General features: G+C 62.4%; 22 protein-coding genes and 1 tRNA gene. 13 read left to right on the top strand and 10 right to left on the bottom strand.

What is annotated here, in order from left to right; genetic code table 11:
* Window positions 1-15: 15 nt before the first annotated feature.
* On the top strand, window positions 16-1,446 hold the full coding sequence (locus tag ACZ92H_RS03190) for an efflux transporter outer membrane subunit (protein ID WP_465048069.1): 1,431 nt from the start codon (window positions 16-18) through the stop codon (window positions 1,444-1,446).
* 179 nt (window positions 1,447-1,625) lie between these two features.
* Here the strand turns inward: ACZ92H_RS03190 and ACZ92H_RS03185 are convergent, their stop codons facing one another.
* Window positions 1,626-2,543 carry a LysR family transcriptional regulator gene (locus ACZ92H_RS03185; protein WP_131371706.1) on the bottom strand — a complete coding sequence of 306 codons (918 nt, stop codon included), beginning with the start codon at window positions 2,541-2,543 and terminating at the stop codon, window positions 1,626-1,628.
* A gap of 113 nt (window positions 2,544-2,656) precedes the next feature.
* On the opposite strand from ACZ92H_RS03185, the gene ACZ92H_RS03180 reads away from it, so the two are divergent.
* The 5 genes from ACZ92H_RS03180 to ACZ92H_RS03160 all read left to right on the top strand — a co-directional run bounded on the left by ACZ92H_RS03180 (window position 2,657) and on the right by ACZ92H_RS03160 (window position 8,313).
* A complete protein-coding gene (locus ACZ92H_RS03180) occupies window positions 2,657-3,256 on the top strand; it encodes a short chain dehydrogenase (RefSeq protein WP_465048070.1) in 600 nt (199 codons plus the stop codon).
* 118 nt (window positions 3,257-3,374) lie between these two features.
* Complete coding sequence (locus tag ACZ92H_RS03175) at window positions 3,375-5,105, top strand: dipeptidyl-peptidase 3 family protein (protein WP_465048071.1); 1,731 nt, start codon at window positions 3,375-3,377, stop codon at window positions 5,103-5,105.
* 202 nt (window positions 5,106-5,307) lie between these two features.
* The gene (locus tag ACZ92H_RS03170) at window positions 5,308-5,961 is read left to right on the top strand and encodes a hypothetical protein (protein ID WP_465048072.1); all 654 of its coding nucleotides are present in this window, start codon (window positions 5,308-5,310) and stop codon (window positions 5,959-5,961) included.
* Window positions 5,962-6,066: 105 nt separating this feature from the next.
* The gene (locus ACZ92H_RS03165) at window positions 6,067-6,798 is read left to right on the top strand and encodes a BON domain-containing protein (protein WP_131371694.1); all 732 of its coding nucleotides are present in this window, start codon (window positions 6,067-6,069) and stop codon (window positions 6,796-6,798) included.
* Between the two features lie 222 nt (window positions 6,799-7,020).
* Window positions 7,021-8,313 carry an MFS transporter gene (locus ACZ92H_RS03160; protein WP_465048073.1) on the top strand — a complete coding sequence of 431 codons (1,293 nt, stop codon included), beginning with the start codon at window positions 7,021-7,023 and terminating at the stop codon, window positions 8,311-8,313.
* Between the two features lie 146 nt (window positions 8,314-8,459).
* On the opposite strand, the gene ACZ92H_RS03155 is transcribed toward ACZ92H_RS03160, so the two are convergent.
* Complete coding sequence (locus tag ACZ92H_RS03155) at window positions 8,460-10,628, bottom strand: dipeptidyl-peptidase 5 (RefSeq protein WP_465048074.1); 2,169 nt, start codon at window positions 10,626-10,628, stop codon at window positions 8,460-8,462.
* Between the two features lie 175 nt (window positions 10,629-10,803).
* Here ACZ92H_RS03155 and ACZ92H_RS03150 point away from each other — a divergent pair, with 175 nt between their 5' ends.
* Both ACZ92H_RS03150 and ACZ92H_RS03145 read left to right on the top strand, forming a co-directional pair.
* Window positions 10,804-11,850 carry a lysozyme inhibitor LprI family protein gene (locus ACZ92H_RS03150; RefSeq protein WP_465048075.1) on the top strand — a complete coding sequence of 349 codons (1,047 nt, stop codon included), beginning with the start codon at window positions 10,804-10,806 and terminating at the stop codon, window positions 11,848-11,850.
* A 3-nt stretch (window positions 11,851-11,853) separates the two neighbouring features.
* Window positions 11,854-12,357 (top strand): hypothetical protein, encoded by a 504-nt coding sequence (locus tag ACZ92H_RS03145; RefSeq protein ID WP_131371681.1) that lies wholly within the window; start codon window positions 11,854-11,856, stop codon window positions 12,355-12,357.
* Between the two features lie 3 nt (window positions 12,358-12,360).
* Here ACZ92H_RS03145 and ACZ92H_RS03140 read toward each other — a convergent pair whose 3' ends face one another.
* The 5 genes from ACZ92H_RS03140 to ACZ92H_RS03120 form a co-directional block, all read right to left on the bottom strand.
* On the bottom strand, window positions 12,361-12,759 hold the full coding sequence (locus tag ACZ92H_RS03140) for a hypothetical protein (protein WP_465048076.1): 399 nt from the start codon (window positions 12,757-12,759) through the stop codon (window positions 12,361-12,363).
* A gap of 102 nt (window positions 12,760-12,861) precedes the next feature.
* Window positions 12,862-12,937: transfer RNA gene (locus ACZ92H_RS03135), tRNA-Lys, on the bottom strand.
* A 116-nt stretch (window positions 12,938-13,053) separates the two neighbouring features.
* Window positions 13,054-14,805, bottom strand: a complete 1,752-nt coding sequence (locus ACZ92H_RS03130) for a GspE/PulE family protein (protein WP_465048077.1) — start codon at window positions 14,803-14,805, stop codon at window positions 13,054-13,056.
* A gap of 47 nt (window positions 14,806-14,852) precedes the next feature.
* Complete coding sequence (locus ACZ92H_RS03125; protein WP_131371664.1) at window positions 14,853-15,641, bottom strand: spermine/spermidine synthase domain-containing protein; 789 nt, start codon at window positions 15,639-15,641, stop codon at window positions 14,853-14,855.
* Window positions 15,642-15,845: 204 nt separating this feature from the next.
* A complete protein-coding gene (locus ACZ92H_RS03120; protein WP_131371661.1) occupies window positions 15,846-16,358 on the bottom strand; it encodes a glycine zipper 2TM domain-containing protein in 513 nt (170 codons plus the stop codon).
* A 561-nt stretch (window positions 16,359-16,919) separates the two neighbouring features.
* On the opposite strand from ACZ92H_RS03120, the gene ACZ92H_RS03115 reads away from it, so the two are divergent.
* The 5 genes from ACZ92H_RS03115 (at window position 16,920) to ACZ92H_RS03095 (ending at window position 22,256) form a co-directional block, all read left to right on the top strand.
* Window positions 16,920-17,318: a barstar family protein gene (locus tag ACZ92H_RS03115; protein WP_131371658.1), complete on the top strand. Its 399-nt coding sequence runs from the start codon at window positions 16,920-16,922 to the stop codon at window positions 17,316-17,318.
* Window positions 17,319-17,474: 156 nt separating this feature from the next.
* The gene (gene purN, locus ACZ92H_RS03110) at window positions 17,475-18,083 is read left to right on the top strand and encodes a phosphoribosylglycinamide formyltransferase (protein ID WP_465048078.1); all 609 of its coding nucleotides are present in this window, start codon (window positions 17,475-17,477) and stop codon (window positions 18,081-18,083) included.
* Between the two features lie 21 nt (window positions 18,084-18,104).
* Entirely contained in the window at window positions 18,105-19,424 is a 1,320-nt protein-coding gene (locus ACZ92H_RS03105) for an RsmB/NOP family class I SAM-dependent RNA methyltransferase (protein WP_465048079.1), read from the top strand.
* A gap of 131 nt (window positions 19,425-19,555) precedes the next feature.
* Entirely contained in the window at window positions 19,556-20,914 is a 1,359-nt protein-coding gene (locus ACZ92H_RS03100; protein WP_131371649.1) for a mechanosensitive ion channel family protein, read from the top strand.
* 172 nt (window positions 20,915-21,086) lie between these two features.
* Window positions 21,087-22,256 carry a DesA family fatty acid desaturase gene (locus tag ACZ92H_RS03095; protein ID WP_465048080.1) on the top strand — a complete coding sequence of 390 codons (1,170 nt, stop codon included), beginning with the start codon at window positions 21,087-21,089 and terminating at the stop codon, window positions 22,254-22,256.
* A gap of 212 nt (window positions 22,257-22,468) precedes the next feature.
* On the opposite strand, the gene rpmG is transcribed toward ACZ92H_RS03095, so the two are convergent.
* From rpmG to radC, 3 genes are all read right to left on the bottom strand, one after another.
* Window positions 22,469-22,636, bottom strand: a complete 168-nt coding sequence (rpmG, locus tag ACZ92H_RS03090) for a 50S ribosomal protein L33 (RefSeq protein ID WP_010400929.1) — start codon at window positions 22,634-22,636, stop codon at window positions 22,469-22,471.
* Window positions 22,637-22,658: 22 nt separating this feature from the next.
* Window positions 22,659-22,895, bottom strand: coding sequence for a 50S ribosomal protein L28 (gene rpmB / locus ACZ92H_RS03085; protein WP_010400928.1), 237 nt, complete (start codon window positions 22,893-22,895; stop codon window positions 22,659-22,661).
* Window positions 22,896-23,152: 257 nt separating this feature from the next.
* Entirely contained in the window at window positions 23,153-23,827 is a 675-nt protein-coding gene (gene radC, locus ACZ92H_RS03080; RefSeq protein ID WP_092795849.1) for a RadC family protein, read from the bottom strand.
* Window positions 23,828-24,055: the final 228 nt, after the last annotated feature.

Genomic DNA, 24,055 nt, shown 5'->3' with positions numbered 1-24,055 from the left:
AAGAAGGTAATCATCATGCAAACAGTATTGACGAAAATCGCGCTGGCCGCCTCCCTTGCCGTGGCGCTGTCCGCCTGCGGCACCGTGGGCCAGGATTTCACGGCACCGGCCAATGTGGCCGGCATCGACAACGCAACGTTCCGCCACGGCGCTGCCGCCGCGGACGCCGCGCAGCTGCCGAAGGAGTGGTGGAGCATCTACGGCGACGCCACCCTGGACCGCCTCGAGCACAGCGCGCTGCAGGACAACCCCGGCGTGAAGGCGGCGGGCGAGCGCCTGCTGCAGGCGCTGGCGCAAAGCGGCACGGCGCGCGCCAACCAGGGGCCGCGCGTCGACGCCAGCACGGGTATCTCGAACTCGCGCACGTCGGCCAACACCTCGCAGGGCCTGGCCCTGGGCAACCGCTCCATCAGCGGCAACAACTTTTCCATCGGCGCGTCGATGTCGTATGAAGTGGACTTGCTGGGCCGCGTGAAGCGCATGGTCGAAGCGGCCGACGCGCAGGCGCTGGCGGCGCAGGCCGACCGCGATGGCGTGCTGCTGATGCTGTCGGCGCAAGTGGCCAGCAATTACTGGCAGCTGCGCGGCCTGGATGCGGAAATGGCGATTTTGAATGGGGCGCTGGACACGCGCCGCGAATCGGCGGAACTGGTCGAGGCGCGCTTCAACGCGGGCTTGACGAATGAGCTGGACCTGGCGCGCGCGAAAGTCGAACTGTCGAACGCGCAGGCCGATCTGCATGAAGTCAAGCGCCAGCGCAACCAGCTGGAAAACAGCCTGGCCACCCTGACGGGCAAGCCGCCGTCGGCGCTGCAATTGCCGGTGGCCGCCGAGCCTTCCAGCCTGCCGCTGCCGCCAAGTATCCCCGTCGGCTTGCCGGCCAGCCTGCTGGCGCACCGTCCCGACCTGGCTTCCAGCGTGGCGGGCCTGCGCGCGGCGAATGCGCAAGTGGGCGTGGCCGAAGGCGCGTTCTATCCTTCGCTGCAATTGACGGGCAATTTCGGCTACGCGTCGGAAAAGCTGCGCGACCTGGCGCAGGGCGGTTCGCGCCAGTTCAGCTTTGGCCCGCTGGCCCTGTCGCTGCCCATCTTTGACGGTGGCCGCAACCAGGCCAACCTGGACTTGAGCAAGGCGCGCTATGCGGAAGCCGTGGCGAACCATGAAACCAAGCTGCTGACGGCCTTGCGCGAAGTGGAAGACGCCTTGTCCGACGTCGAGCAGCGCCAGTTGCAGGGCGATGCGCAAGCCTTGTCGCAGGCGGCGGCCGCGCGTGCCTACCTAGTGGCGCGCACGCGCTACGAGCGCGGCATCTCGACCTACCTGGACGTCACCGATGCGCAGCGCAGTTCGCTGGCAGCGGACCGCGCCGCCGCGCAGATCAAGACCCAGCGCCTGCTGGCGACGGTGGCCGTGGCCCGTTCTCTGGGCGCCGGCTGGCAGCAGTGAAGGACACCGGATAAAACCTACTGCGCGTCGCGCTTTGCGGCCGGCGATGCTCACCGTACTAGCGTATGGTTGCGCTTTTCGGCCACAAGGGGGCGCCGAGCGTCACTGCCGCTCGCTACGGTTTTCTTCGGTGTCGCAAGCTCAACCATGAGCAACAAATGACAAGGCTATCCAACTAGTTACGTGAGCGTGGCCGGTGGCGGTGGCGCCGCCGGCCCGTAGCGTTCCAGCAGAAAATCGATGAAGGTCGTCAGCTTGGGCGTGGGCTGGCGGTCGCGCGGATACAGCAGATGCATCAAGCGCGGCGCCGGCACGTAATCCTGCAGCAGCGGCACCAGGCGTCCCGCCGCGATATCGTCGGCCAGTAAAATCTCCGCCTGCATGACGATGCCGAAGCCGTGCAGGGCCGCCATGCGCAGCGCCTGGCCATTGTTCGAGCGGAAGCGGCTCTCTGCCGCCACGCCGTCGTGGCGTGCCGCCTTGCCGCTCAGGCGCCAGCGCATGTGGCGCGCCCACTGCAGGAAGTCCACGCATTCGTGTTGCGCCAGGTCGTCCGGCGTGCGCGGCGTGCCGTGTTTCGCCAGGTAGCCGGGCGAAGCGCAGATCACCATCGCGTAGGGCCGCAAGGGCCGCGCCACCATGCCGGAATCCTCCAGCGCGCCGATGCGGATGGCCGCATCGAATCCTTCCTCCACCAGGTCCACCATCCTGTCGTTCAGGTTCAGTTCCAGGCTCACGTCCGGGTAGGCCGCCAGGTAGTCGGCCATCAGCGGCGCGATGCGCTCGCTGCCGAACGACACGGGCGCCGTGATTTTCAGCTTGCCGCGCGGCGTGGCCCGCATCGCTTCCGCGCCCGTTTCGGCCGCCGCGATCTGCGCCAGGATCTGGCGGCACTGTTCCGCATATTGTCGCCCGATTTCCGTCAGGCTTTGCCGCCGCGTGGTGCGCGTCAGCAGGCGCGTGCCCAGCCGCTCTTCCAGCTGCCGGATATGCTTGCCCACCATGACGGGCGAGATGCGGAAGGTCTCGGCGGCGGCCGTGAAACTGCCCTGGTCGACAACGGCGACAAAGATTTCCATGCTGCGCAACTTGTCCATGGGAGATCGATTCCAAACTGTGGGTTCGTAATATTGTAAATTCTAGCGTATTTATTCCTTTTTGGAAGCGGCGCATACTGGCTCCATCGTTCAACACCACACAGGAAGACAGTATGAAAATCGTCATCGTCGGCGCCAGCGGCACCATCGGCAAGGCCGTTTCGGCACAACTGGCACAGCGCCATGAGATCATCGAAGTGGGCAGCCGTAGCGGCACGCATCAGGCCGACATGGGTGATATCGCGCAAGTGCGCGCCCTGTTCAAGCGCATCGGCAAGGTCGATGCCGTTGTCGTCACGGCCGGCAAGCTGCATTTCGGCCCCCTGGCCGACTTCACGCCCGAGCAATTCCAGCTGGGCCTGGACAGTAAACTGATGGGCCAGGTTAACGTGGCCCTGGTGGCGCAGGAATACCTGCACGACGGCGGCTCCATCACCCTGACCAGCGGCATCGTGGCCGAGCAGCCGATCCGCTTCGGCGCGGCCGCCAGCATGACCAACGCGGCCGTGGAAGGCTTCGTGCGCGGCGCCGCCATCGAACTGGCGCGCGGCGTGCGCATCAATGTCGTCAGCCCGACGGTGCTGGAAGAGTCGCTGGAAGCGTACGGCCCGTTCTTCTACGGCTTCGAGCCGGCCGCTGCCAGCCGCGTGGCGCTGGCCTACAGCCGCAGCGTGGAAGGGGCGCAGACAGGACAGGTGTACAGGGTCTGGTAAAACCTGCCCTGCAGGCGGGGGCGCGGGTAGATTACAATCTGAGGCTGTTTGAAAAGACGCTGCCTCAATTTGGGGGCAGACCCGCCGGGTCTGACTCCAGCACTATCCAAAGGTCCCCATGAAAAACATCCTGATTCCCCTGCTGATGGCTGCCGCCGTCGGCAGTGCCTGCGCCGCGCCACAAGCGGGCGCGCCGGCTACCGCCGCCCAATTGACGGCCATGAGCGCCCGCTATGCGCCCGTCGCGCTGACGGCCGATACGGCCCACCTGTCCGCGGGCGACCGCCAAGCCATCGCCAAGCTGGTCGAGGCGGCCAAGCTGGTCGACGTGCTGCAATTGCGCCAGCGCTGGTCCGGCAATGAAGCCCTGTGGGCAGCCTTGAAGAAAGACAAGTCGGCGCTGGGCCAGGCCCGCTTGAACTATTTCTGGATCAACAAGGGCCCGTGGTCGGTGCTCGACGCGCACGCCTCCTTCATGCCGGCCAGCTATGCGGGCATCGCCATTCCCGCGCACAAGCCGGAAGCGGGCAATTTCTACCCGCAGGGCGCCACCAAGGCCAGCGTGGAAACGTGGATGAACGGCCTGTCGCCGGACGACAAGCAGCAGGCGCAATGGTTCTTCACGACCATTCGCGCGGGCAAGGATGGCAAGTACCAGACCGTCAAGTATTCGGACGAATACAAGGTGGAGCTGAAGCAGCTGGCGAAATTGCTCGACGAGGCGGCTGCCGCCACGGACAACGCCTCGCTGAAGAAATTCCTCACCCTGCGCGCCAAGGCTTTCCTTGACAACGATTATCTGCCGTCCGACTTCGCCTGGATGGACCTCGATGCGCCCGTCGACATCACCATCGGCCCGTACGAAACGTATAACGACGAACTGTTCGGCTACAAGGCCGCCTTCGAGGCGTACGTGAACATCCGCGACCAGGCGGAAACGCAAAAGCTGAACTTCTTCGCCAGGCACATGCAGGAGCTGGAAGACAACCTGCCGCTCGACGCCCGGTACCGCAACCCGAAAGTGGGCGCGCTGGCGCCCATGGTGGTGGTCAACCAGGTGTATGGCGCCGGCGACGGCAACATGGCCGTGCAGACGGCGGCCTACAACCTGCCGAATGACGAGCGCATCATCAGCGCGCGCGGCTCCAAGCGCGTGATGCTGAAAAACGTGCAGGAAGCCAAGTTCAAGGCCACCCTGACGCCGATCTCGAAACTGGTGCTGACGCCGGAAGCGCAGCAGGACGTGGATTTCAATTCCTTCTTCACGCACATCCTGGCGCATGAAATCATGCATGGCCTGGGCCCGCATGCGACCACCGTGGACGGCAAGGCCTCCACGCCGCGCCAGGACTTGAAGGAAGCCTATTCCACCATCGAGGAAGCCAAGGCCGACATCACTGGCCTGTTCGCGCTGCGCTACATGATGGACAAGGGGCAGCTGAACGACACCCTGGGCCAGGGCGACGCGGCCGAGCGCAAGCTGTACAACACCTTCCTCGCCTCGGGCTTCCGCACCCTGCATTTCGGCCTGACGGATTCGCATGCGCGCGGCATGGCCATCCAGATGAACTACATCCTCGACAAGGGCGGCTTTGTTTCCCTGGGCGACGGCAAGTTCGGCGTCGATTTCACCAAGATCAAGCAGGCCGTGATCGACCTGGACCGCGAATTTTTGACCATCGAGGCGACGGGCGACTATGCGCGCGCGAAAGACCTTATGACCAAGTACGTGGTGATCCGTCCGGAAGTACAAGTGGCGCTCGACAAGATGAAGGCCGTGCCAAACGATATCCGTCCGGAATTCGTCACGGCCCGCGCGCTGGATCAGGCGGCAAAAGCCAAAGAATAAACAGTACCCTTGGCAACAGTTGTCATGTACTGTTGTCATGGTCAAAAGCCGGTGCCATGCACCGGTTTTTTTTCGTCTTTTTTCTGAATAGTTGCCAGTTTTTCCTTGTGGAAATATTTTGACCGCTTACTCTGCAGTGGTAAATCCTTCCTGTCCTCCTGCCTATCCCATGCTGAAACTGCTCTTGCTGATGAGCTTGCTCATGTCTCCTTTGCCTGCCGTAGCTGGCGCCGACCTCACCGCACTGGAAAGCCGCTGGCTGCAGGCGGGCAAGCCTGTCATCGATTACGCGCGCGGGCAGGGCTTGCCCGTCGATATCATCGTGCAGCCGCAGGAGGCGCCTGGCGCGGTGCCGCTGGCGCTGGGCTTTGACAAGGGACGCTGCAAGCTGGTGCTGTCGTTGCGCGGCAATGCGCAGGCGGAGGGCGTCCTGCAAGGCGTCTTGCCCGCGCGCCAGGGGACCATGATCGAAGCGATGACGGCGCATGAGATCGGCCATTGCCAGCGCTATGCGCAAGGCGACTGGCATGCCTTGCCGCGCGGCTTTGTCGAACGCGCGAATGCGCAGCGGGGTCCGCTGCAACAGCAGGCGCAGGAGCTGCGCGAAACGCGCCGCGAAGAGGGCTATGCCGACCTGGTGGCGCTGGCGTGGATGCATGACCGCCATCCGCAGCAGTACCGCGAGGTGCTGGCCTGGATGCGCGGCGTGCGCGCCGGCGGCGCGGCGACGGGCGGCTCGCACGCCACGCAGGCATGGCTGGCGCTGGCAGAGCGAGAGGATGCATTTGATGCGTCCGCTTCGCCATTTGAACAGGCGCAAGTTTTGTGGCGGATGGGCTTGAGCGGCGACAAATGAAAGCGGAATTTTTGCGTGGATGGCTGGTCAGCGTGTGCTGTCGCACGGAGCTTTGAGCGCGGCAGGGGTCTAATCTGGGCATCAACTAACCAGAGAGGAACCATCATGAACAAAATGATCGCACTCGTACTGGCCGCCAGTGCCAGCGCCCTGTTGGCCGCCACGCCCGCGTATGCGCAGGATGCCTCGTACAAGAGTTTGACGGACAAGGCCACCGCCGATTACAAGCAAGCCAAGGCCGCTTGCGACAGCCAGAGCGGCAACGCCAAGAAAGTCTGCGTGGAGGAAGCCAAGGTGGCGCGCGCCAAGGCCGATTCGGACGCCGTGGCCCAGTACCGCAACACGCCGCGCGAACTGTCCAAGGCGCGCAAGGACGTTGCGAATGCCGAGTATGACCTGGCCAAGGCCAAGTGCGGCGACCGCACGGGCGCCGACAAAACATCATGCATGAACGATGCCAAGGCAGCGAAAACGGCAGCCCTGGCCGATGCGAACACGGGTGCCCGCGCCGGCACCAACGTGGCGCAAAATCCGCCTGCCACGATGAAGGAAAACTGCGACGCCATGGATGCGACGGCCAAGGCTGCCTGCGTGACGCGCAATGCGGCCAGCAGCACCAAGGTGGCAGTGGAAGACTCCGTCATCACCACCAAGATCAAGGCGGACCTGGTCAAGGACAATGACTTGAAAGCGCTCGACGTGCACGTGGAAACGGTGAACGGCGTCGTCATGCTCAGCGGTTTCGTGCCTTCCCAGGCGCAAGTGAAGAAAGCCGCCGACCTGGCCCGTGGCGTGGAAGGCGTGACGGACGTGAAGAATGGCTTGAAGGTGAAATAGCGTCTGGATGGGGCCTGGCCTGACGGGGGCATGCGTTCCAGCGGGGCGCATGCCGATCGCGCAGTGACGGGCGCCGCTTCACCAACGATGCAGCCAGGACCGGCGCCGCGCAGCGCGACGTGGGGCCGTTTTTTTTTGATTGCATAAATTACGATCATCATATAACATGGGGAAAGCCTGCCAATTGGCGGTGCCGTGGTTTTCTTTTCTCATGAGGGCAGCATGCTTTCCTATCCTTTTTCGCAATGGCTGGCGCGGCGCGGCATCCATTTCGCCTGGGTCATCGTCGTCATTACCTTCCTCACGGCCCTGACGTCATCGGCCGCGCTGGGCTTGCCCGGGGCGCTGATGCAGCCGCTGAGCCGCGAGTTCGGCTGGGATGCCGAGCAGATTTCCTCGGCCCTGGCCGTGCGTTTCGTGCTGTTTGGCTTGATGGGGCCGTTTGCCGCCATCCTGATGGAGCGCTTTGGCTTGCGCAACGTCATCTGCGTGGCCCTGGGCCTGATCGCCAGCGGCATGCTGCTGGCCACGCGCATGACGCAGTTCTGGCAGCTGGTGGCCCTGTGGGGCATTTTGCTGGGCCTGGGTTCCGGCATGACGGCGCTTGTGCTCAGTGCCGTGGTGGCCAACCGCTGGTTCGAGACGCACCGGGGCCTGGTGGTGGGCGTGCTGACGGCCAGCTCGGCCACGGGCCAGCTGCTGTTCCTGCCCGTGGGCGCCTGGCTGATCGAGCATTTCGGCTGGCGCACGGCCGTCATGCCCGTGTTTGCCAGCTGCGCCATCGTTGCCATGCTGGCCTTTTTCTGCATGCGCAACCGGCCCCAGGATGTGGATTTGCGGCCCTACGGCGCCGACCCGGCCACGCCATCGAGCGCGCCGCCCGCGGCAAGGATGACCTTTGCCACGCCTTTCCTGATCCTGCGCAGCGTGGCGGCAAACCGCACCTTCTGGATTTTGTTCGGCACGTTTTTCATCTGCGGCCTGAGTACCAACGGCTTGATCCAGACGCACTTCATTTCCCTGTGCGGCGATTCGGGCCTGTCCGCCGTGCCGGCCGCATCCGTGCTGGCCATGATGGGCGCCTTCGACCTGTTCGGCACGATATTGTCGGGCTGGCTGTCGGACCGCTATGACAACCGCAAGCTGCTGTTCTGGTATTACGGCTTGCGCGGCCTGTCGCTGTTCTGGCTGCCGTATTCGGAATTCACCCTGTACGGCCTGTCCCTGTTTGCCATGTTCTACGGCCTGGACTGGATTGCCACCGTGCCGCCGACGGTCAAGCTGGTGGGCGCCACCTTCGGCAAGGAACGGGCGGGCATGGTGTTCGGCTGGATCTTCGCCGGCCACCAGCTGGGCGCCGCCGTGGCCGCGTATGGCGCGGGCCGCATCCGCACCCTGATGCTGACCTACAACCCGGCCCTGTTCGCGGCCGGCGCCGCCTGCCTGGTGGCGGCCTTGCTGGTGCTGGCGATCCAGCGCCAGAAAGCCGCCGCGGCTGCTGTCCAGGCGGCATGAAAAAAAGCCAGGCCCGCGTGAGCGGAGCCTGGCTTTTCACTTTTCAGCACGCTGCGGAACACGTTCAGGGCAAGGCGCTTTGCCGGTCGTGCGATTCGTACTGCCGTCGGCAATGCAACGTCGCCATGGACTGTTCCGTGCCGTTCTTATTTCAGGTACTTTGCCAGCCAGCCTTCCACTTCGCTATAGAAGAAGCGGCTGTTCTCGCCCTTCAGGATCCAGTGGTTTTCGTCCGGGAACACCAGCAGTTTGGCCGGCACGTTCAGGCGCTGTTGCACGGCAAAGTTCATCAGCGCATTGTTGGCCGGCACGCGGTAGTCGAGCTCGCCTACGGTGATGAGGATCGGCGTGGTAAAGCCCGTGCCTTTTGCGTGGTTGCCTGCTTGCATGACCGGGCTCTGGTCGCGCCACACGGGCAGGTTCGACCAGACGGGACCGCCCGCATTCGTTTCGCGGCCGAAGCCGCCATCGCTGGTACCCCACTGCATGATCAAGTCCATTTCGCCCGCGTGCGAGACGATGGCCTTGTAGCGCGTGGTGGTCGCTTGCAGCCAGTTGGCCAGGTGGCCGCCATAGCTGGCGCCGCCGGCGGCCAGTTTCGTGCTGTCGATGAACGGGTATTTCTTGATGGCTTCATCGACGCCCTGGTTGATCTCGTCGCCCGGGCCCTTCAACGGGTCGAACTGGATGGCGCGCGCAAATTCCTCGCCATAGCCGGTGGAACCCTTGTAGTCCGTCAGCAGCACGACATAGCCTGGCTTGGCCAGCAGATGGTAATTCCAGCGCAGCACGAACTGGTCGCGCCACATGCTGGCTGCGCCGCCGTGGATGACGGTAAACAGCGGGTATTTCTTGTTCGGGTCGAAGTTGGCCGGCTTGACCAGCATGTTGTGGATCTGGCGGCCGTCAGCCGTCGTGAACCAGAAGTGCTCGGGCGCCTGCCAGTCGATCTTGCTCGCCTTGTCCGTGTTGAAGGCCGTCAGGCGCTTCGGCTGCTTGCCGTTGAAGGCATAAATTTCCGGCGGGTTGATGGACGACTCCCATACGCCCACCAGGGACTTGCCGCCGCTGCTCAGCGAGCCGATGCTACCCGTCGGCAAGGATGGCTCCTCGCGGACTTCGCCACCCCTGGCGTCGATCGAGTACAGTTTTTCCAGGCCCGCATGTTCATAGCTGAAGATGACGCGCTTGCCGCCTTCGGGCAGCACGTAGCGCGAAATCGAGCGGTCCAGCTTGGCCGTCAGGATGGCCGGCTCCGCCTTGACCAGCGGCCAGGCAAAGCTGGCCAGGCGTTTCACGTCGTACACCTTGCCCGGCGTCTGCGCATCGCTGAGGGCGAACAGGGTCTTGCCGTCGGCGGCGAATTTCAGGCTGCCATAGCTGTGCTTGTCCTGCGTCAAACGCTGCGCTTCGCCGCCGGCAATGGGCAGCAAATACAGTTGTGAATAGACGGCTTCGCGCTGGGCCGCATCGCGGTTGGTGGCCGCGTTGAAGACGACGGCCTTGCCATCCGGCGTCCAGACGGCATCCAGCGATTGTCCTTCGTCGCCCTGGCCGCCGCCAAAGCCCGGCAAACTGACCAGTTGCGTGCCCGACAGGATGTCGCGCGCTGTGTTCTCACCCTTGGCTTCAGGCTGCGCATCGATGACGAACAGGCGCACCTGCTTGTCGGTCAGCCATTTGTCGAAATAGCGGGGCGCCGTCGTTTCATACGAGCGGGCGCTGTACTTGCGGTCCTTGCGCTCTTTCGCACTTTGCTTGACGTCGGCTTCCGTCTTGTTGCCAGGGTAAATGTCGCTAATGAACAGCAACTGCTTGCCGTCCGGGCTCCATTTCGGCATGCGCGCGCCCAGGGTCAATGACGTCAGGCGCTGCGCTTCGCCGCCGTTGGCCACGTCGAGGCGGTAGATCTGGCCCGCTTCATCGCCGTCGCGCTTGGCGACGAAGACCAGCTGGCGGCTGTCCGGCGACCAGGCCACGGCGCCTTCGCCGCCCTTGGAGTACGTCAGGCGGCGCGCCGGGCTGTCGTCGGCAAGGGCTTTGATCCACAGGTCCGACCATTGCTCCTTGCTGTCGTAGGCGCTGTCGACCACGGAAAACACGGCCCACTTTCCGTCCGGGCTGGCGACGGGCGCGCCGACCCGTTTCATCAGCCATACGTCTTCATGTGTGATGGCGTGTTTGGCATTCGTTTGCGTGGCGGCAACTGGCGATGCCGGCGTGGCATCGGTGGCGTGGACGGTCGTTGCCATCGAGGCGCAGGCCGCTGCGATCAGCAGGGAGCCGAGGGAACGGCGAAGACGGGGTAAGGTCATGGGCGTGGTCCGGAGAATTGAAAAAAGTACAGCGGGCAATATTATTGCCCATCGATTCCATCACTGCCAAGGCCGTGTACCGTTACTTACCAGGCGAAACGGCCACCTATCGGGCGGGCGCCGTATGGCTGATCAGTTAAACTTGCTCTTTTACTGACGTTACCTGTGGCCGGCCATGAAAAATAGTCTACCTTTATTGAAAACGATATTGCTGGGCGCGAGCTGCCTGCTGGCCGCCCCCGTGCTGGCTGCCGCCCCCGCGCCATACCCGAACACCAGCGCCATGGGCGTGGGCCACGCGGAAAGCACGGCCTGGTATGCGGGCTGCCTGAAGGTCAAGGATGCCGCGCCGCCACCGGCCGACCTGCCGGCGCCGTCCGCCGTCGCGTCCTTGCAGCAATGCCAGGCAACGGACCTGTATTACGATACCAAGAGTATGTCCTCGCCCAAGCCGGCCGATTGGCGTCCCGTGCGCCATTGCGCCATGGCCACGCACAACAGCGCCGTGCTGATGATGCTGTACCAGAATGGCTTGGGCGTGCAGAAAGACCCGCAGCTGGCGCTCAAGTATGCGTGCAGCATCGATGCGGCGCCGGCCGAGATGCAGGGACGCATCGAACATTTGCAGCAGATCAATGCCAGCGGGCGCGGCATGATCGACTTGTGCGATGACATCACCAGTGGCTACATGATGGGCGTGTGCAGCGCCATCGACGCGCGGCAAAAGCAGCGCGTGCGCGCGCAGACGACGGGTAAACTCAGCGAAGGCTGGCCGGCCGCAGCGCAGGCGTCGCTGCAAAAACTGCAGGCGGCGGCAGGCAAATTCGCCGACGCGCGCGCGGCCCATGAAACGGACTTGAGCGGCACGGCGCGCGCCGCGCTGAGCATCGCCGCCCGCACGGCCGAGCTTGATCTGCTGGCGCAGGATCTGCGCGAGTACGAAGCGGGCAAGCTGCCGGCAAGCGTGAGCAAGGAACAGGCAGCGGCGCTGGACAAGGAGCTCAACGCCATCTACGGCAAGCTGATGAAAAAGCCGGCGGAAACGTATGCGGGGGCCGTCAGCAAGGAGGGCATCCGCGCCACGCAGCGCCTGTGGCTGGCGTACCGCGATGCCTGGATGAATTTTGGCGCCGTGCGCTACCCTGCCGTGACGAGTGATACCTGGGCCGGCCGGCTGACGTCGCGGCGCAATGTGCAGCTGCAAGATTTGCTGGGGAATTAAGGCATGCGCGAAGCGTATTATCACGAAGACGATTTTTGCATGATCGAATTGCTGCCGCTGGATAACTTGCAGCACTGCCTGAGCCAAATGGGCGAACAGCAGGCGTTCGCCGACGCGCACCGCAGCGGCGCTGGCTGGACGGACATGTATGTGATCAAGGCGGCGCCGTCGCCGCTGTCCGCCCTGGGCATCACGGCGGAAAGGCTGCGACTGGCGCTGGCCGATGCCTTGCCGCCCTACGACGCCGTGTACACGGGCTACAGCAGTTACCGCGTGGAATGCAAGAACGTGCTGGCCTTTGGCGGCGACCACACGGAAACCCTGTTTGCCGGCCTGGACGACAAGGGCATCGTCTGCGACCTGTGGTGCAGCGATGCGATGCCGGCACTGTTGCTGCTGCCCTTGAAGGAGCAGTTGCTGCTGGCCGACTGGGGCGCGGGGTTGGCGTGCCCGCTGGCCGATGGCGACCTGTACGCGCGTTATCTGCGGGAATACGAACTCGACTAGCGTTTATTCGCAGGCGATGGCGTTCGGCTGCGCCACTTTGATGGCCGATGTCAGGCGCGCCATGTCGTTGCCGTCGCCCTGTTCCTCATACGGTTGATAAGATTCAATGACGATGCGCGCGCGGGCTTGCCAGCCGCAATTGTCGGCCTGGCGCGCGGGCACGCGCAGCAAGCGGCGCGCCTCGGCGTCGTTGCTGAAGCAAAACCACGCATCGTGCGTGGCGGCCGGGCGGGGCAGGCGGCCCCATTGCGCCTTGTCGGGCGCGAAGCAGACGCGCTTGCCGATGATCTGCAGGCTCATCTCGTCCGTGCGCGCGCTGTACTGGCCGTCGAGCACGATGGGCGCTTGCGCCTGGGCGGACAGGCAGGCGGTGGTCAGGAGGAGGGCGGCGGCAAGTTGCATGCGTTTCTTTCAGAGCTGGCAAGGCGAAGGAACAGTATAACCTCAGGCTGGAAACGCAAAAAGCCAATCCCGAAGGATTGGCTTTTTGGTACTGCGCATTCGTGGTAGGCCGTGCGGGATTCGAACCTGCGACCAACGGATTAAAAGTCCGCTGCTCTACCAGCTGAGCTAACGACCCGAAAGAGGCCGCATTATATATCAGTTGAAAAAGAATGCAAAGCCTTCCTGCAGGAAAGTGCATCTGGCTTGGAAGCTGTGCCGGCAGGGGATGTATTCCTCTGCCGGCACAGGCGCTCAGTGCAGGGCCGCCGTGAGCTTCAGTACTTCCTCGATGCTGGTCGTGCCGTCGATGACCTTGCGCGCGCCGGCGATGCGCAGCGGCGTCATGCCGTCGGCGATGCTCTGGCGCCGCAATGCCTGCAGGTCGGCGCCGGACTTGACCAGCTGGCTGAAGGCTGCTGTCGCCACCAGCAGTTCGTAGATGCCGGCGCGGCCCCGGTAGCCGCTGTGCCGGCACAGGGCGCAGCCGGCCGGGCGGTACACGGTGCCTGGACGCGCCAGCTGGCCGCTTGCCAGGCCGTGCCACTGGGCCTCGCCTGGCGCCTCGTCCAGCTGCTTGCAGTCGGGACACAGGCAGCGCAGCAGGCGCTGCGCCAGCACGCCGCCCAGGCAGGCTTCCAGCAGGTAGGCGGGCACGCCCAGCTCCAGCAGGCGCATGACGGCGGACGGCGCGTCGTTGGTGTGCAGGGTCGACAGCACCAGGTGACCCGTCAAGGCCGCCTGGATGGCCATCTCGGCCGTGGCCAGGTCGCGGATTTCCCCCACCATGATGATGTCCGGGTCTTGCCGCATCAGCGCCCGCACGCCGTCGGCAAACGACAGGTCGAGGCCGGCCTGGTTTTGCACCTGCATCTGGTTGAAGGCCGGCTCGACCATTTCGATGGGGTCTTCCACCGTGCACACATTGACGGCGCTGCCGGCCAGCGCCTTCAGGGTGCTGTACAGGGTGGTGGTCTTGCCCGAACCGGTAGGGCCCGTCACCAGCACGATGCCGTGCGTGCGCGCCGTCAATTGTTGCCAGCGCTGCGCATCGGCCGGCGGAAAGCCCAGGTCCGCCAGGCTTTTGACGGCAACCTCGGGATCGAAGATGCGCATGACGAGCTTTTCGCCAAAGGCCGTGGGCAGGGTCGACAGGCGCAGCTCGATTTCCTGGCCCTGCGCATTGCGCGTCTTGATGCGGCCGTCCTGAGGGCGGCGCTTTTCCACCACGTCCATGCGTCCCAGCAGCTTGATGCGTGCCGTCATGGCCAGCAGCACCACGGGCGGTACCTGGTAGGCCTGGTGCAGGCGGCCGTCGATGCGCAGGCGCACGAGGCCCGCGTCGCGCTTCGGTTCCAGGTGGATGTCGGACGCGCGCTGGGCAAACGCGTATTGCCACAGCCAGTCGACGATGCGCACCACGTGCTGGTCGTTGGCGTCGAGGTTGCCCTTGTTGCGCCCCAGTTCCACCAGCTGTTCGACATTCTGGCGCAGCGCCAGGTCTTGCGTGGACGCCAGTGTTGCCACCTTGACGGAACTGGCCAGACTGAAAAATTGCGCGATGGCGTCGGCGATGTGCAGCGGATTGGCGATGACCAGGCTCAGCTTGCGCGGCGCCACGGTGCCCAGTTCCGCCTGCCAAGCCAGCGCGTAGGGCTGGGCCGTGGCGATGACGATGCGCTCCAGCGTGCTTTCCACGGGCAGGATGTTGAAGCGGGCCGCATAGCCGGCCGTCATCACGTCGGCCACCTGGCTGAAATCGATATGCAGGGGATCGATGCGCAGGTACGGCAGGCCGGTGCGCCGCGCCAGCCAGGCGCACAGGGTGTCGAGCGTGAGCGTGGGATTGGCGATGCTGCACAGCGGATGCGGAGGCGGCGTGGGCAGCAGGGTGGCCCGGGCCAGGATGGCTGCCGCTTGCGCAGTGTCGAGCATGCCGTCTTCCTGCAGCCAGGCCAGCAGTTCTGGCAGGGCCAGCGGCGTATTCGATGTATGGGCTAGTGCCATGGCCGGCGCCTTTCACGGGCGGCCGGCATGGCAGGGGCGTGCCGGCGCTACAGGGTGCTGACGATGCCCTTGACCCAGCTCTTTGCGGGCAATTTGGTGTCGGCGACGATTTGCTTGGCGCGCTCGAGCAGGGCGGCTTGCGCTTCGGCATCGAGTATCACCTTGGTCTTGAAAGCGATCGCCACCACGTTCCCATCATGGACTTCGGGCAGGCAGATCACCTGTTCAAACGCAAACTTCATCGCCTTGATGTTTTTCGCGTAGCTGGGGTGGTCGCCAAACAGGTTCACCGTCATGATGCCGTGCGGCGCCAGGCAGGCGCAGCAGGCGGCATAGAATTCTGCGCTGTCGAGCACGGGGCCGCGCGCCGTGGCGTCGTACAGGTCCACCTGCAGGGCGTCCAGGGTGCCGTGCTTGGCCTCGTCGTTGACGTAGTCCAGCGCATCCATCTCGCGCACGTGCAGGCGCTCATCGTTGGGCGGCAGCTTGAACATCGATTCGCAGATGGTGATGACGGACGGATTCAGTTCGACGGCCTCGACCTGTGCCTGCGGGAACTGGCGGTAGCAGAACTTGGTCAGCGCGGCCGTGCCCAGGCCCAGCTGGGCGATGCGCTGCGGTTGTTCGATCCACAGCATCCACGCCATCATCTGTTGCGCGTATTCCAGTTCCGGCCAGTCCGGCTTGCGGATGCGCATGGCGCCCTGCACCCATTCCGTGCCGAAATGCAGATAGCGCACGCCATCCATTTCCGACAGGGTGACAGGGGCGTAGCGGGGCTTGCGCGCCGGGCGCGAGGATTCGACTTGTTCGATGGATTTTCGTTTGATAAGCATAAGGCGGCCTGAAAGAGTGCCGCATTATAGCCCGTGGCAGTGCGCCATAAAAAATGCCGGCCCTATCAGAACGACCGGGACCGGCATTTTACATTGCTGCGTAACGACGCCAGACAGAAGCGCCGCGAGCGCAAGGGCGGGTGGCGCCGGGGCGGTAAGCCTCGCAGGCTGCCCAAGCCGACGCGCAGCGGCTGATGTCAGGCCTTACTGCTGGGCCGGCTCGATCGAGACGCGCAGACGGATGCGTTCGCCCGGATCATAGGACATGATGCTCGTGTAGTTGCGGCCGCGGTAGTCGTACGTAACCTGGTAGCCATTGTTGCGCGTTTCCCAGTGGTCGACCTGGCGGCATTGCTTGACGGCTTGTTCCTGCACGCCGCCCTGGTAGTTGTTCTGGTTGTCGACGCGGTCGCCCACGACGGCACCGGCAATCGCACCGGCCGCCGCCGCGGCCGTGCGGCCATTGCCGCCGCCGACCTGGCTACCGAGCAGGGCACCGGCGATGCCGCCGACGATGGAGCCGCCGGCGCTGCGCTGTTGTGGCGGCGCCTGAACCTGCACGTATTCCGTACGGCATTCCTGGCGTGGACGATTGATCTGTTCCACTTGTGGCACGACGCGCACGACCTTGCCGAAATCTTCAAAGTCGGCGGCCTGGGCGAGTGGCAATGCACCGATACAAAGGGCTGACATCATCAATTTGGCTTGCAAGTTCATTTGTAACCTCGTTATCTAGAGAATCTTTCAGGGTATTTTTCACAACTTGGGGCTATAGTAATCCCGCTGGACTGATGGTTGTGTTTCGCGTGGCAACAAAATGTAACAGCCCAAGCCTCATGCCCCACAGTCTGTAACATGCACTTTCAATCGATACAAGATGTTGAAATCACGTGAAAGGCGCTGTTTGTAACAAATCTTGCGTTTGACATCATATTCGGGTTGATTCATGCAGGACAACACGTTACCCTAATACGCGTATGGCTTATATAAAATCGCACTGAATCGCATAAAAGTTGATACAGATCGAATCACCGCGTGCGCATTGACCCGCGTGCGGGGATGCAATAAGAAGAGCAGCTAAGTAATCGTCAGGAAATTATTGTGAAATGATGACGTACATGGCCGGATGTCATGCACGGCGTCCGCCGCGACGCAGTGCGAGCACTGCGAGCGGCGGGCAATGCCGCAGAGCGCCGGCTGGGGAAGTCAGAAATCATCATGATTTAATAGGGGTTACTTAAGACAGATCCATACATAACAGGTCGATTTGAGGGAAAAATGAGTTTGTTACTAACCGTGCCGCCCAACCTTGTCCAGTCCATCCGTGCCTTTCGCGTGACCGAATTACAAGACGAGGCGATCCGTCTCGGGCAGCACTTTTTATATGCGCATTGCCACGCTGGGCAGACCAAACAACAAGTCATCGGCATTATTGCAGAAGCATTCCTGTTTCCAAAAAATCTGGCCAAGAATTTTGATGCGCTGCGCCTGTGCCTGACCGATACCATGTTCAAGGCCGGTCCGCAAACGGGGTTCCTCGTGGTACTCGAGCAATTGCCAAATACGCAAAAATTCGACAAGGAAGCGCGCGAGATCCTGCTCGACGTGTTTCGCGATGCGGCCGATTACTGGGCCGAGAAAAAAGTCCCGTTCCGCGTCTTCTATTCGTTTGAGTAAATACTTACTCTCGTAACAGTAGCGTAAAATCAGCCCGTCGCCAGCCTGCCGGGCACGAATGCCCGGCGACAGCCGCCAGCGGGAGGTCATGTTGCGCCGCAACAATATCGCCGGCCTTTCTAGATTCGCATCGCCATAGCGGGTACAATGCGCGCTATGAAAAATATCGTTATCCTCATTTCCGGACGCGGCAGCAACATGGAAGCGGTCGTGCGCGCGGCGCAAGCCGAGCAGTGGCCTGCCCGCATTGCCGCCGTCATCAGTAACCGGGCCGATGCCCAGGGACTGGTTTTTGCCGCGGAACACGGGATAGCGACGGCAGTCGTTGCCAACAAGGATTATGCCAGCCGCGAAGAGTTCGATGCGGCGCTGCAAGCCGTGGTTGACGGCTTTGCCCCCGACCTGGTCGTGCTGGCCGGTTTCATGCGTATCCTGACGCCGCCCTTCGTGGAACACTATGCGGGGCGCATGCTCAATATCCACCCGTCGCTGCTGCCGCTGTTCCCGGGCGTGGCGACGCATCGCCAGGCGCTCGAGGCGGGCGTGACGGAGCACGGCGCGACCGTGCATTTCGTGACTGCCGAGCTCGATCATGGCCCGGCCGTGGCGAGCGCGACAGTCCCCGTCTTGCCGGGCGACACAGAAGAAAGCTTATCGGCGCGCGTGCTGGTACAGGAACATCTGCTTTACCCGCGCGCCATCCGCCTGTTCATTGACGATAAACTGTCAGTCGAGCATGGCCAGGTCCGCGTGGACCCTCAATAAAATATTACAGGAAAAATAACAATGAGATTGCCACCAGCGATACTTGCCAATGCTGAAGAAGTATTGCGCGAAATTTTACGTTTCACGGCCCCGGCCGACACCACCCTGTCGCGCTATTTCCGCGACCACCCGCGCCTCGGTTCGCGCGAACGCGGCGCCATCGCCGAAGGCATTTATGCCGTGCTGCGCAACAAATCGTTCTTCACGGATTTCGCCGAAGCGGGCAATGGCCCGACCATGCGCCGCCTGACCATCCTCGGCCTGGCCGAAGCGGTCGGCGCGGACTCGCTGGGCGGCCTGACGGAAGAAGAAGTGGAATGGCTGGAACGCATCAAGCAGATCGACCGCAACCTGATGCCGCCGAACATGCGCGCCAACATGCCGAAATGGCTGTTCGACAAGCTGATCGCCCAGTTCGGCGAAGCGGAAACCATGCTGCTGGCCGATGCGCTGAACGCGCCGGCGCCGCTGGACCTGCGCGTCAATTCGCTCAAGGCCGCGCGCGAAGACGTGATGCTGGCCCTGGCCGAAGCGCCCATCCTCAGCACGCCGACGCCATATGCCCCGCTGGGCCTGCGCGTGATCAAGAAGCCATCGTTGCAAAACCTGCCCCTGTTCCAGAGCGGCGCCATTGAAGTGCAGGATGAAGGCAGCCAGATCCTGTCGCAGATCGTCGGCGCCAAGCGCGGCGAAATGGTCGTCGATTTCTGTGCCGGCGCGGGCGGCAAGACCCTGGCGCTGGGCGCGCTGATGCGCAACACGGGCCGTTTGTACGCGTTCGACGTGTCGGAAAAACGCCTGGCCAAGCTCAAGCCGCGCATGGCCCGCAGCGGCCTGTCGAACGTGCATCCGGTGCAGATCGCGCATGAGCGCGATGCCAAGATCAAGCGCCTGGCCGGCAAGATCGACCGCGTGCTCGTCGATGCCCCGTGCAGCGGCCTGGGCACCCTGCGCCGCAATCCGGACGTGAAATGGCGCCAGCAACCGAATTCCATCGTCGAATTGCAAGCCAAGCAGGCCGCGATCCTGGCCGGCGCGGCGCGCCTGGTCAAGGGCGGCGGGCGCCTGGTGTACGCCACCTGCAGCTTCCTGAATGAAGAAAACGATCAAATCGCCGAGCAATTCCTGGCGGCCAACCCCGACTTCACCCTGGTGCCGATGCACAAGGTGCTGGCCGAGCAGAAGATCGAGCTGGAAATGGGCGACTACCTGAAATTGCTGCCGCACCTGCACCAGACGGACGGCTTCTTTGCCGCCGTGTTCGAACGCAAGGTCATGCCGAAAAAAGTCTACGCCGATGAAAAGCCGGCCGACGAGGTTGACGCTGACGCCGCCGAGTAAAGCTTCACGGGCCGCCGCTGCAACTCGCAGCGGCGGCCATGCCATGCCGCCGGCCCGCCTGGCCGCATGGGATCATTCCCCTGCCGTACCATCTTCGTTCCACCCGTCTTACCTTCCGGACCGCCTCCGCCATGAATGAAACCCCACTGCTGAACCTGATCACTGACTTTGTCGACGATTTCCGTCAACCTGCCATCCTGTGGCAGGCGCTGGTCATCGTCGCTTGCCTGGCCTTGAGCTGGCTGCTGGTGCGGCAGTTGCGCGAATTCCTGCACAAGCGGGCCGAAGCGGCGACCACGCCGGCGAACCCGGAAACCTTGCAGCGCACGGACAGTTTCATCCGCATCCTGACGCCCGTGCTGGCAGCCATGCTGCTGGGCATTGCGCAACATTTCCTGGCCAAGTTTCAGACCGTCAACCTGCTGAGCATTGCCATTCCCCTATGCACGTCGATGGCGCTGGTGCGCTTCGGCTTTTATGTGCTGCGCCGCATCTTTGCCCGTCACGGCGAGATCAGCCCGACCATGCTGCTGCTGGAGAAAATCTTCACGGTGGTGGTGTGGGCCGGCATGGCCCTGTACATCACGGGCCTGTGGCCGGAATTGCACGAATTCCTGGAAGGCATCATCGTGCCGCTGGGACGCAACAAGGTATCCGTCGCCGCCATCCTGCAGGCGGCCATTTCCGTGGCCGTGCTGCTGGTGCTGGCCATGTGGGCCGGCACGTCGCTCGACGAGCGCCTGATGAAAATGCAGGGCTTGCACACCTCCCTGCGCGTGGTGCTGTCGCGCATGGGCCGTGCCGTGCTGATCCTCGTTTCCGTGCTGGTCAGCCTGTCGCTGGTGGGCATCGACTTGACGGTTCTGTCCGTCTTTGGCGGCGCTTTCGGCGTGGCGCTCGGTTTCGGCCTGCAAAAGATCGCCGCGAACTTCGTCTCCGGTTTCATCATCCTGCTCGACCGCAGCCTGACCATCGGCGACATGATCACCGTCGGCCAGTTCACGGGCAAGGTGACGCAGATCAATACGCGCTATACTGTCTTATTGGGTGGCGATGGCATTGAATCGATCGTGCCGAATGAAATGCTGATTTCCGGCGGCGTGCAGAACATGTCGCTGACCAACCGCATGGTGTGGCTGTCCACCGCCGTATCGGTCGGTTATGAAACGGATCTCGACGCCATCTTCCCCTTGCTGGAAGCGGCGACGGCCAGCGTGCCGCGCGTGTCGCAAAGCAAGCCGCCATCGGCCACGCTCGTGCGTTTCGGCGCCGACGGCCTGGATCTGCAGATCGGTTTCTGGATCGCGGACCCGGAAAATGGCACGGGCGGCGTGAAGTCGAATGTGAACCGCGCCATCTGGCGCACCTTGCAGGAACATAAGGTCTCTGTACCTTTCCCGCAACGTGAATTGCGTATTGTAGGAACGCCTGCTGTACCGCTCGTCAGCGCTGCAGATGGTGAATCCGCGCCGCCCGGCACGCAGCCTTGACCTTGCTGCCAGCCTCCGTTTTTGCCTGGCCGCACCCATTAGGGCGTACAATCACGCCTAAAATTAACTCTGCCGGACCTCCAGAGCGACTGGAGCGACCGTGCGCATGCCCTGTCCACTTGGAGTAGTAGTAATGACATTGAGTTCCGTTTTACACGACGTTTTGCAGTTCATGGCAACTGGCATTACCGATCTGTCCGCATGGCAAGTTTTTCTGTACACCATGGTGGTTACGCATATCACCATCGCCAGCGTCACGATTTACCTGCACCGCCACCAGGCCCACCGCGCGCTGGAATTGCATGCGATTCCCAGCCATTTCTTCCGCTTCTGGCTGTGGCTGACGACGGGCCAGGTCACCAAGGAGTGGGCGGCCATCCATCGCAAGCACCACGCCAAGTGCGATACGGAAGAAGATCCGCACAGCCCCGTGACGCGCGGCATCAAGAAAGTGTTCTGGGAAGGCGCCGAGTTGTACCGCGCTGAATCGAAGAACATGGAAACCATGGCCAAATATGGCCACGGCACGCCGACGGACTGGATCGAGCGCAACCTGTACACCAAGTACAGCTGGCTGGGTGTGGTGTCGCTGTTCGTCATCAATTTCATCCTGTTCGGCGTGATCGGCATTTCCGTGTGGGCCGTGCAAATGATGTGGATTCCCATCACAGCGGCCGGCATCATCAACGGCATTGGCCACTACTGGGGCTACCGCAACTATGATTGCGCCGATGCGGCCACCAACATCATTCCTTTCGGCATCCTGATCGGTGGCGAAGAGTTGCACAACAATCACCATACCTATGCGACCTCGGCCAAGCTGTCGTCGAAATGGTACGAAATCGATATCGGCTGGGCGTATATCCGCGCCCTGGAAATGCTGGGCCTGGCCAAGGTGAAAAAGCTGGCGCCGGCACCGAAGTTTTCGCACGGCAAGCTGGAAGCGGACTTCGAGACCTTGCAGTCCGTCATCGCCAACCGCTATGACGTGATGGCCAAGTATGCGAAATCGATCAAGCATGCCTGGAAGGAAGAGCTGGAACACCTGAAGCACAAGGCGGAACTGGAAAAGCGTTTCCTGAAATCGTCGCGCAAGCTGATGCAGCGCGAACCGGGCAAGCTGGCCGATGCGCACCATGAGCAACTGTCGGAATTGTTCCAGCACAGCAAGGCGCTGGAGACCATGCACCATATGCGCGTGGAACTGGGCGCCATCTGGGAGCGTTCGCACTTTACGCGCGAGCAATTGCTGCACAAGCTGCAAGACTGGTGCACGCGCGCCGAAGCGTCGGGCATCAAGTCGCTGCAAGAATTCTCGCTGCGCCTGCGCAGTTATGCCTGATTCATTCACACGCATGGCGAGGCCCTGGATTCCAGGGCCTTTTTTTCGCCCCCTGTAAAGCCCCCTGTAAAGCCCCCTGTAAAGCCCCCTGTAAAGCCCCCTGTAAAGCCCCCTGTACATCCCTGGTAATGCAGGCGAGGGTGCCGGCATGAAAATCAGGACGAAAAAAAACCGCTCATCGGAGCGGCTCTTTTTACAGAACACAGTATCAATTACTTGATCTTGGTTTCTTTGTACGTTACGTGCTTGCGTGCTTTAGGATCAAATTTCATGATCTCCATTTTCGCAGGCGTCGTACGCTTGTTTTTGGTGGTCGTGTAGAAGTGACCCGTACCGGCGGTCGATTCTAACTTGATTTTGTCGCGGCCTGATTTTGCCATGATAGCTCCCTTATTCTGCTAATTAGACTTTTTCGCCACGAGCGCGCATATCGACCAATACGGCGTCGATGCCGACTTTATCGATGACGCGCAGACCGGCGTTGGACAAACGCAGGGAGACCCAGCGGTTTTCAGATTCAACAAAAATACGACGATTCTGCAAGTTAGGCAAAAAACGACGTTTGGTTTTGTTGTTTGCATGGGAAACATTGTTGCCGACCATCGGCTTCTTCCCAGTGACTTGGCAAACACGTGCCATGGCGCACTCCTTAAAGATATTCCAAATTGGAAAAACGAGAGTATATCCAAAATAAGCCGATTTATCAATGACTTGCGAAAAACAATTGTGTCTTGTTGTTGTGAATTAATTTAACAATTTGACTTTTCCCTGTTTTCATAGGGAGCGCGCTTGTAAACCCGTGTGTTTACTGCTAGACAAGACGCCTGGCGTTGTCATGTATGTCCTTGTTTACACATGGTTAACTGGCAATTGAGCGCGGCCGGGCCGTCGCCTTGCTAGATCTGGCCATGTTCCGCGAACGAATGCACTTGCCGCCCGGCCACGACGAAATGGTCGAGGATGCGCACGTCCACCAGCGACAGGGCCTGCACCAGCGCGCGCGTCAGCAACAAGTCCGATTCGCTGGGTTCGGGCGTGCCGGACGGGTGGTTGTGCGCCAGCATCACGCTGGCCGCGTTGTGCAGCAGCGCCTGCTTGACTACTTCGCGCGGGTACACGCTGGTGTGCGTGAGGGTGCCGCGAAACATTTCCTGGGTGGTGATCAAGCGGTTCTTGACGTCCAAAAACAACACGTGGAATGCTTCATGCGCCAGATGGCCCAGGGTCAGGCGCAGGTAGTCTTTCACGGCGTGCGGGGAGTTCAAGGCCTGGCCCGCCTGCAAATCCTCGATGATGGCGCGCCGCGCCAGTTCCAGCACGGCTTGTAGCTGGGCAAACTTGGCGCTGCCCATGCCGTGCACGGCGGAAAAATTCACCAGGCTGGCGCCAAACAGGCCCCGCAGGGAGCCAAAGTGCTCGACCGTGTCGCGCGCCAGCTGCACGGCGCTCTTGCCGCGCACGCCCGTGCGCAGGAAGACGGCCAGCAATTCCGCGTCCGACAGCGATTGCGCGCCATCCTCGATCAGGCGTTCCCGCGGCCGTTCGCCGGCCGGCCAATCCTTGATGCCCATGCTGCCTCCCCGGTCGCGCCCAGCTCGTCGTGGCGCCTGTCGCTGATTGTCGCGCCTTCCCCGGGTGACCATGCTGCGCTAGCTCGTCTTCATGGCCGATCATATTAAAAAAACAAAAACCAAGATGCCTGCCGGGCCATTTGCAGACGCTATCATTTGTCTGTCGTTGCAGTCCATGCAAGTTGCAGCGGCGGGGAGTCAGGGCCCTGAACTCGATGTCTTCCACTT

This window comes from Janthinobacterium foliorum (assembly GCF_978021625.1).
This window is presented reverse-complemented; position numbering and strand designations above follow the sequence as displayed.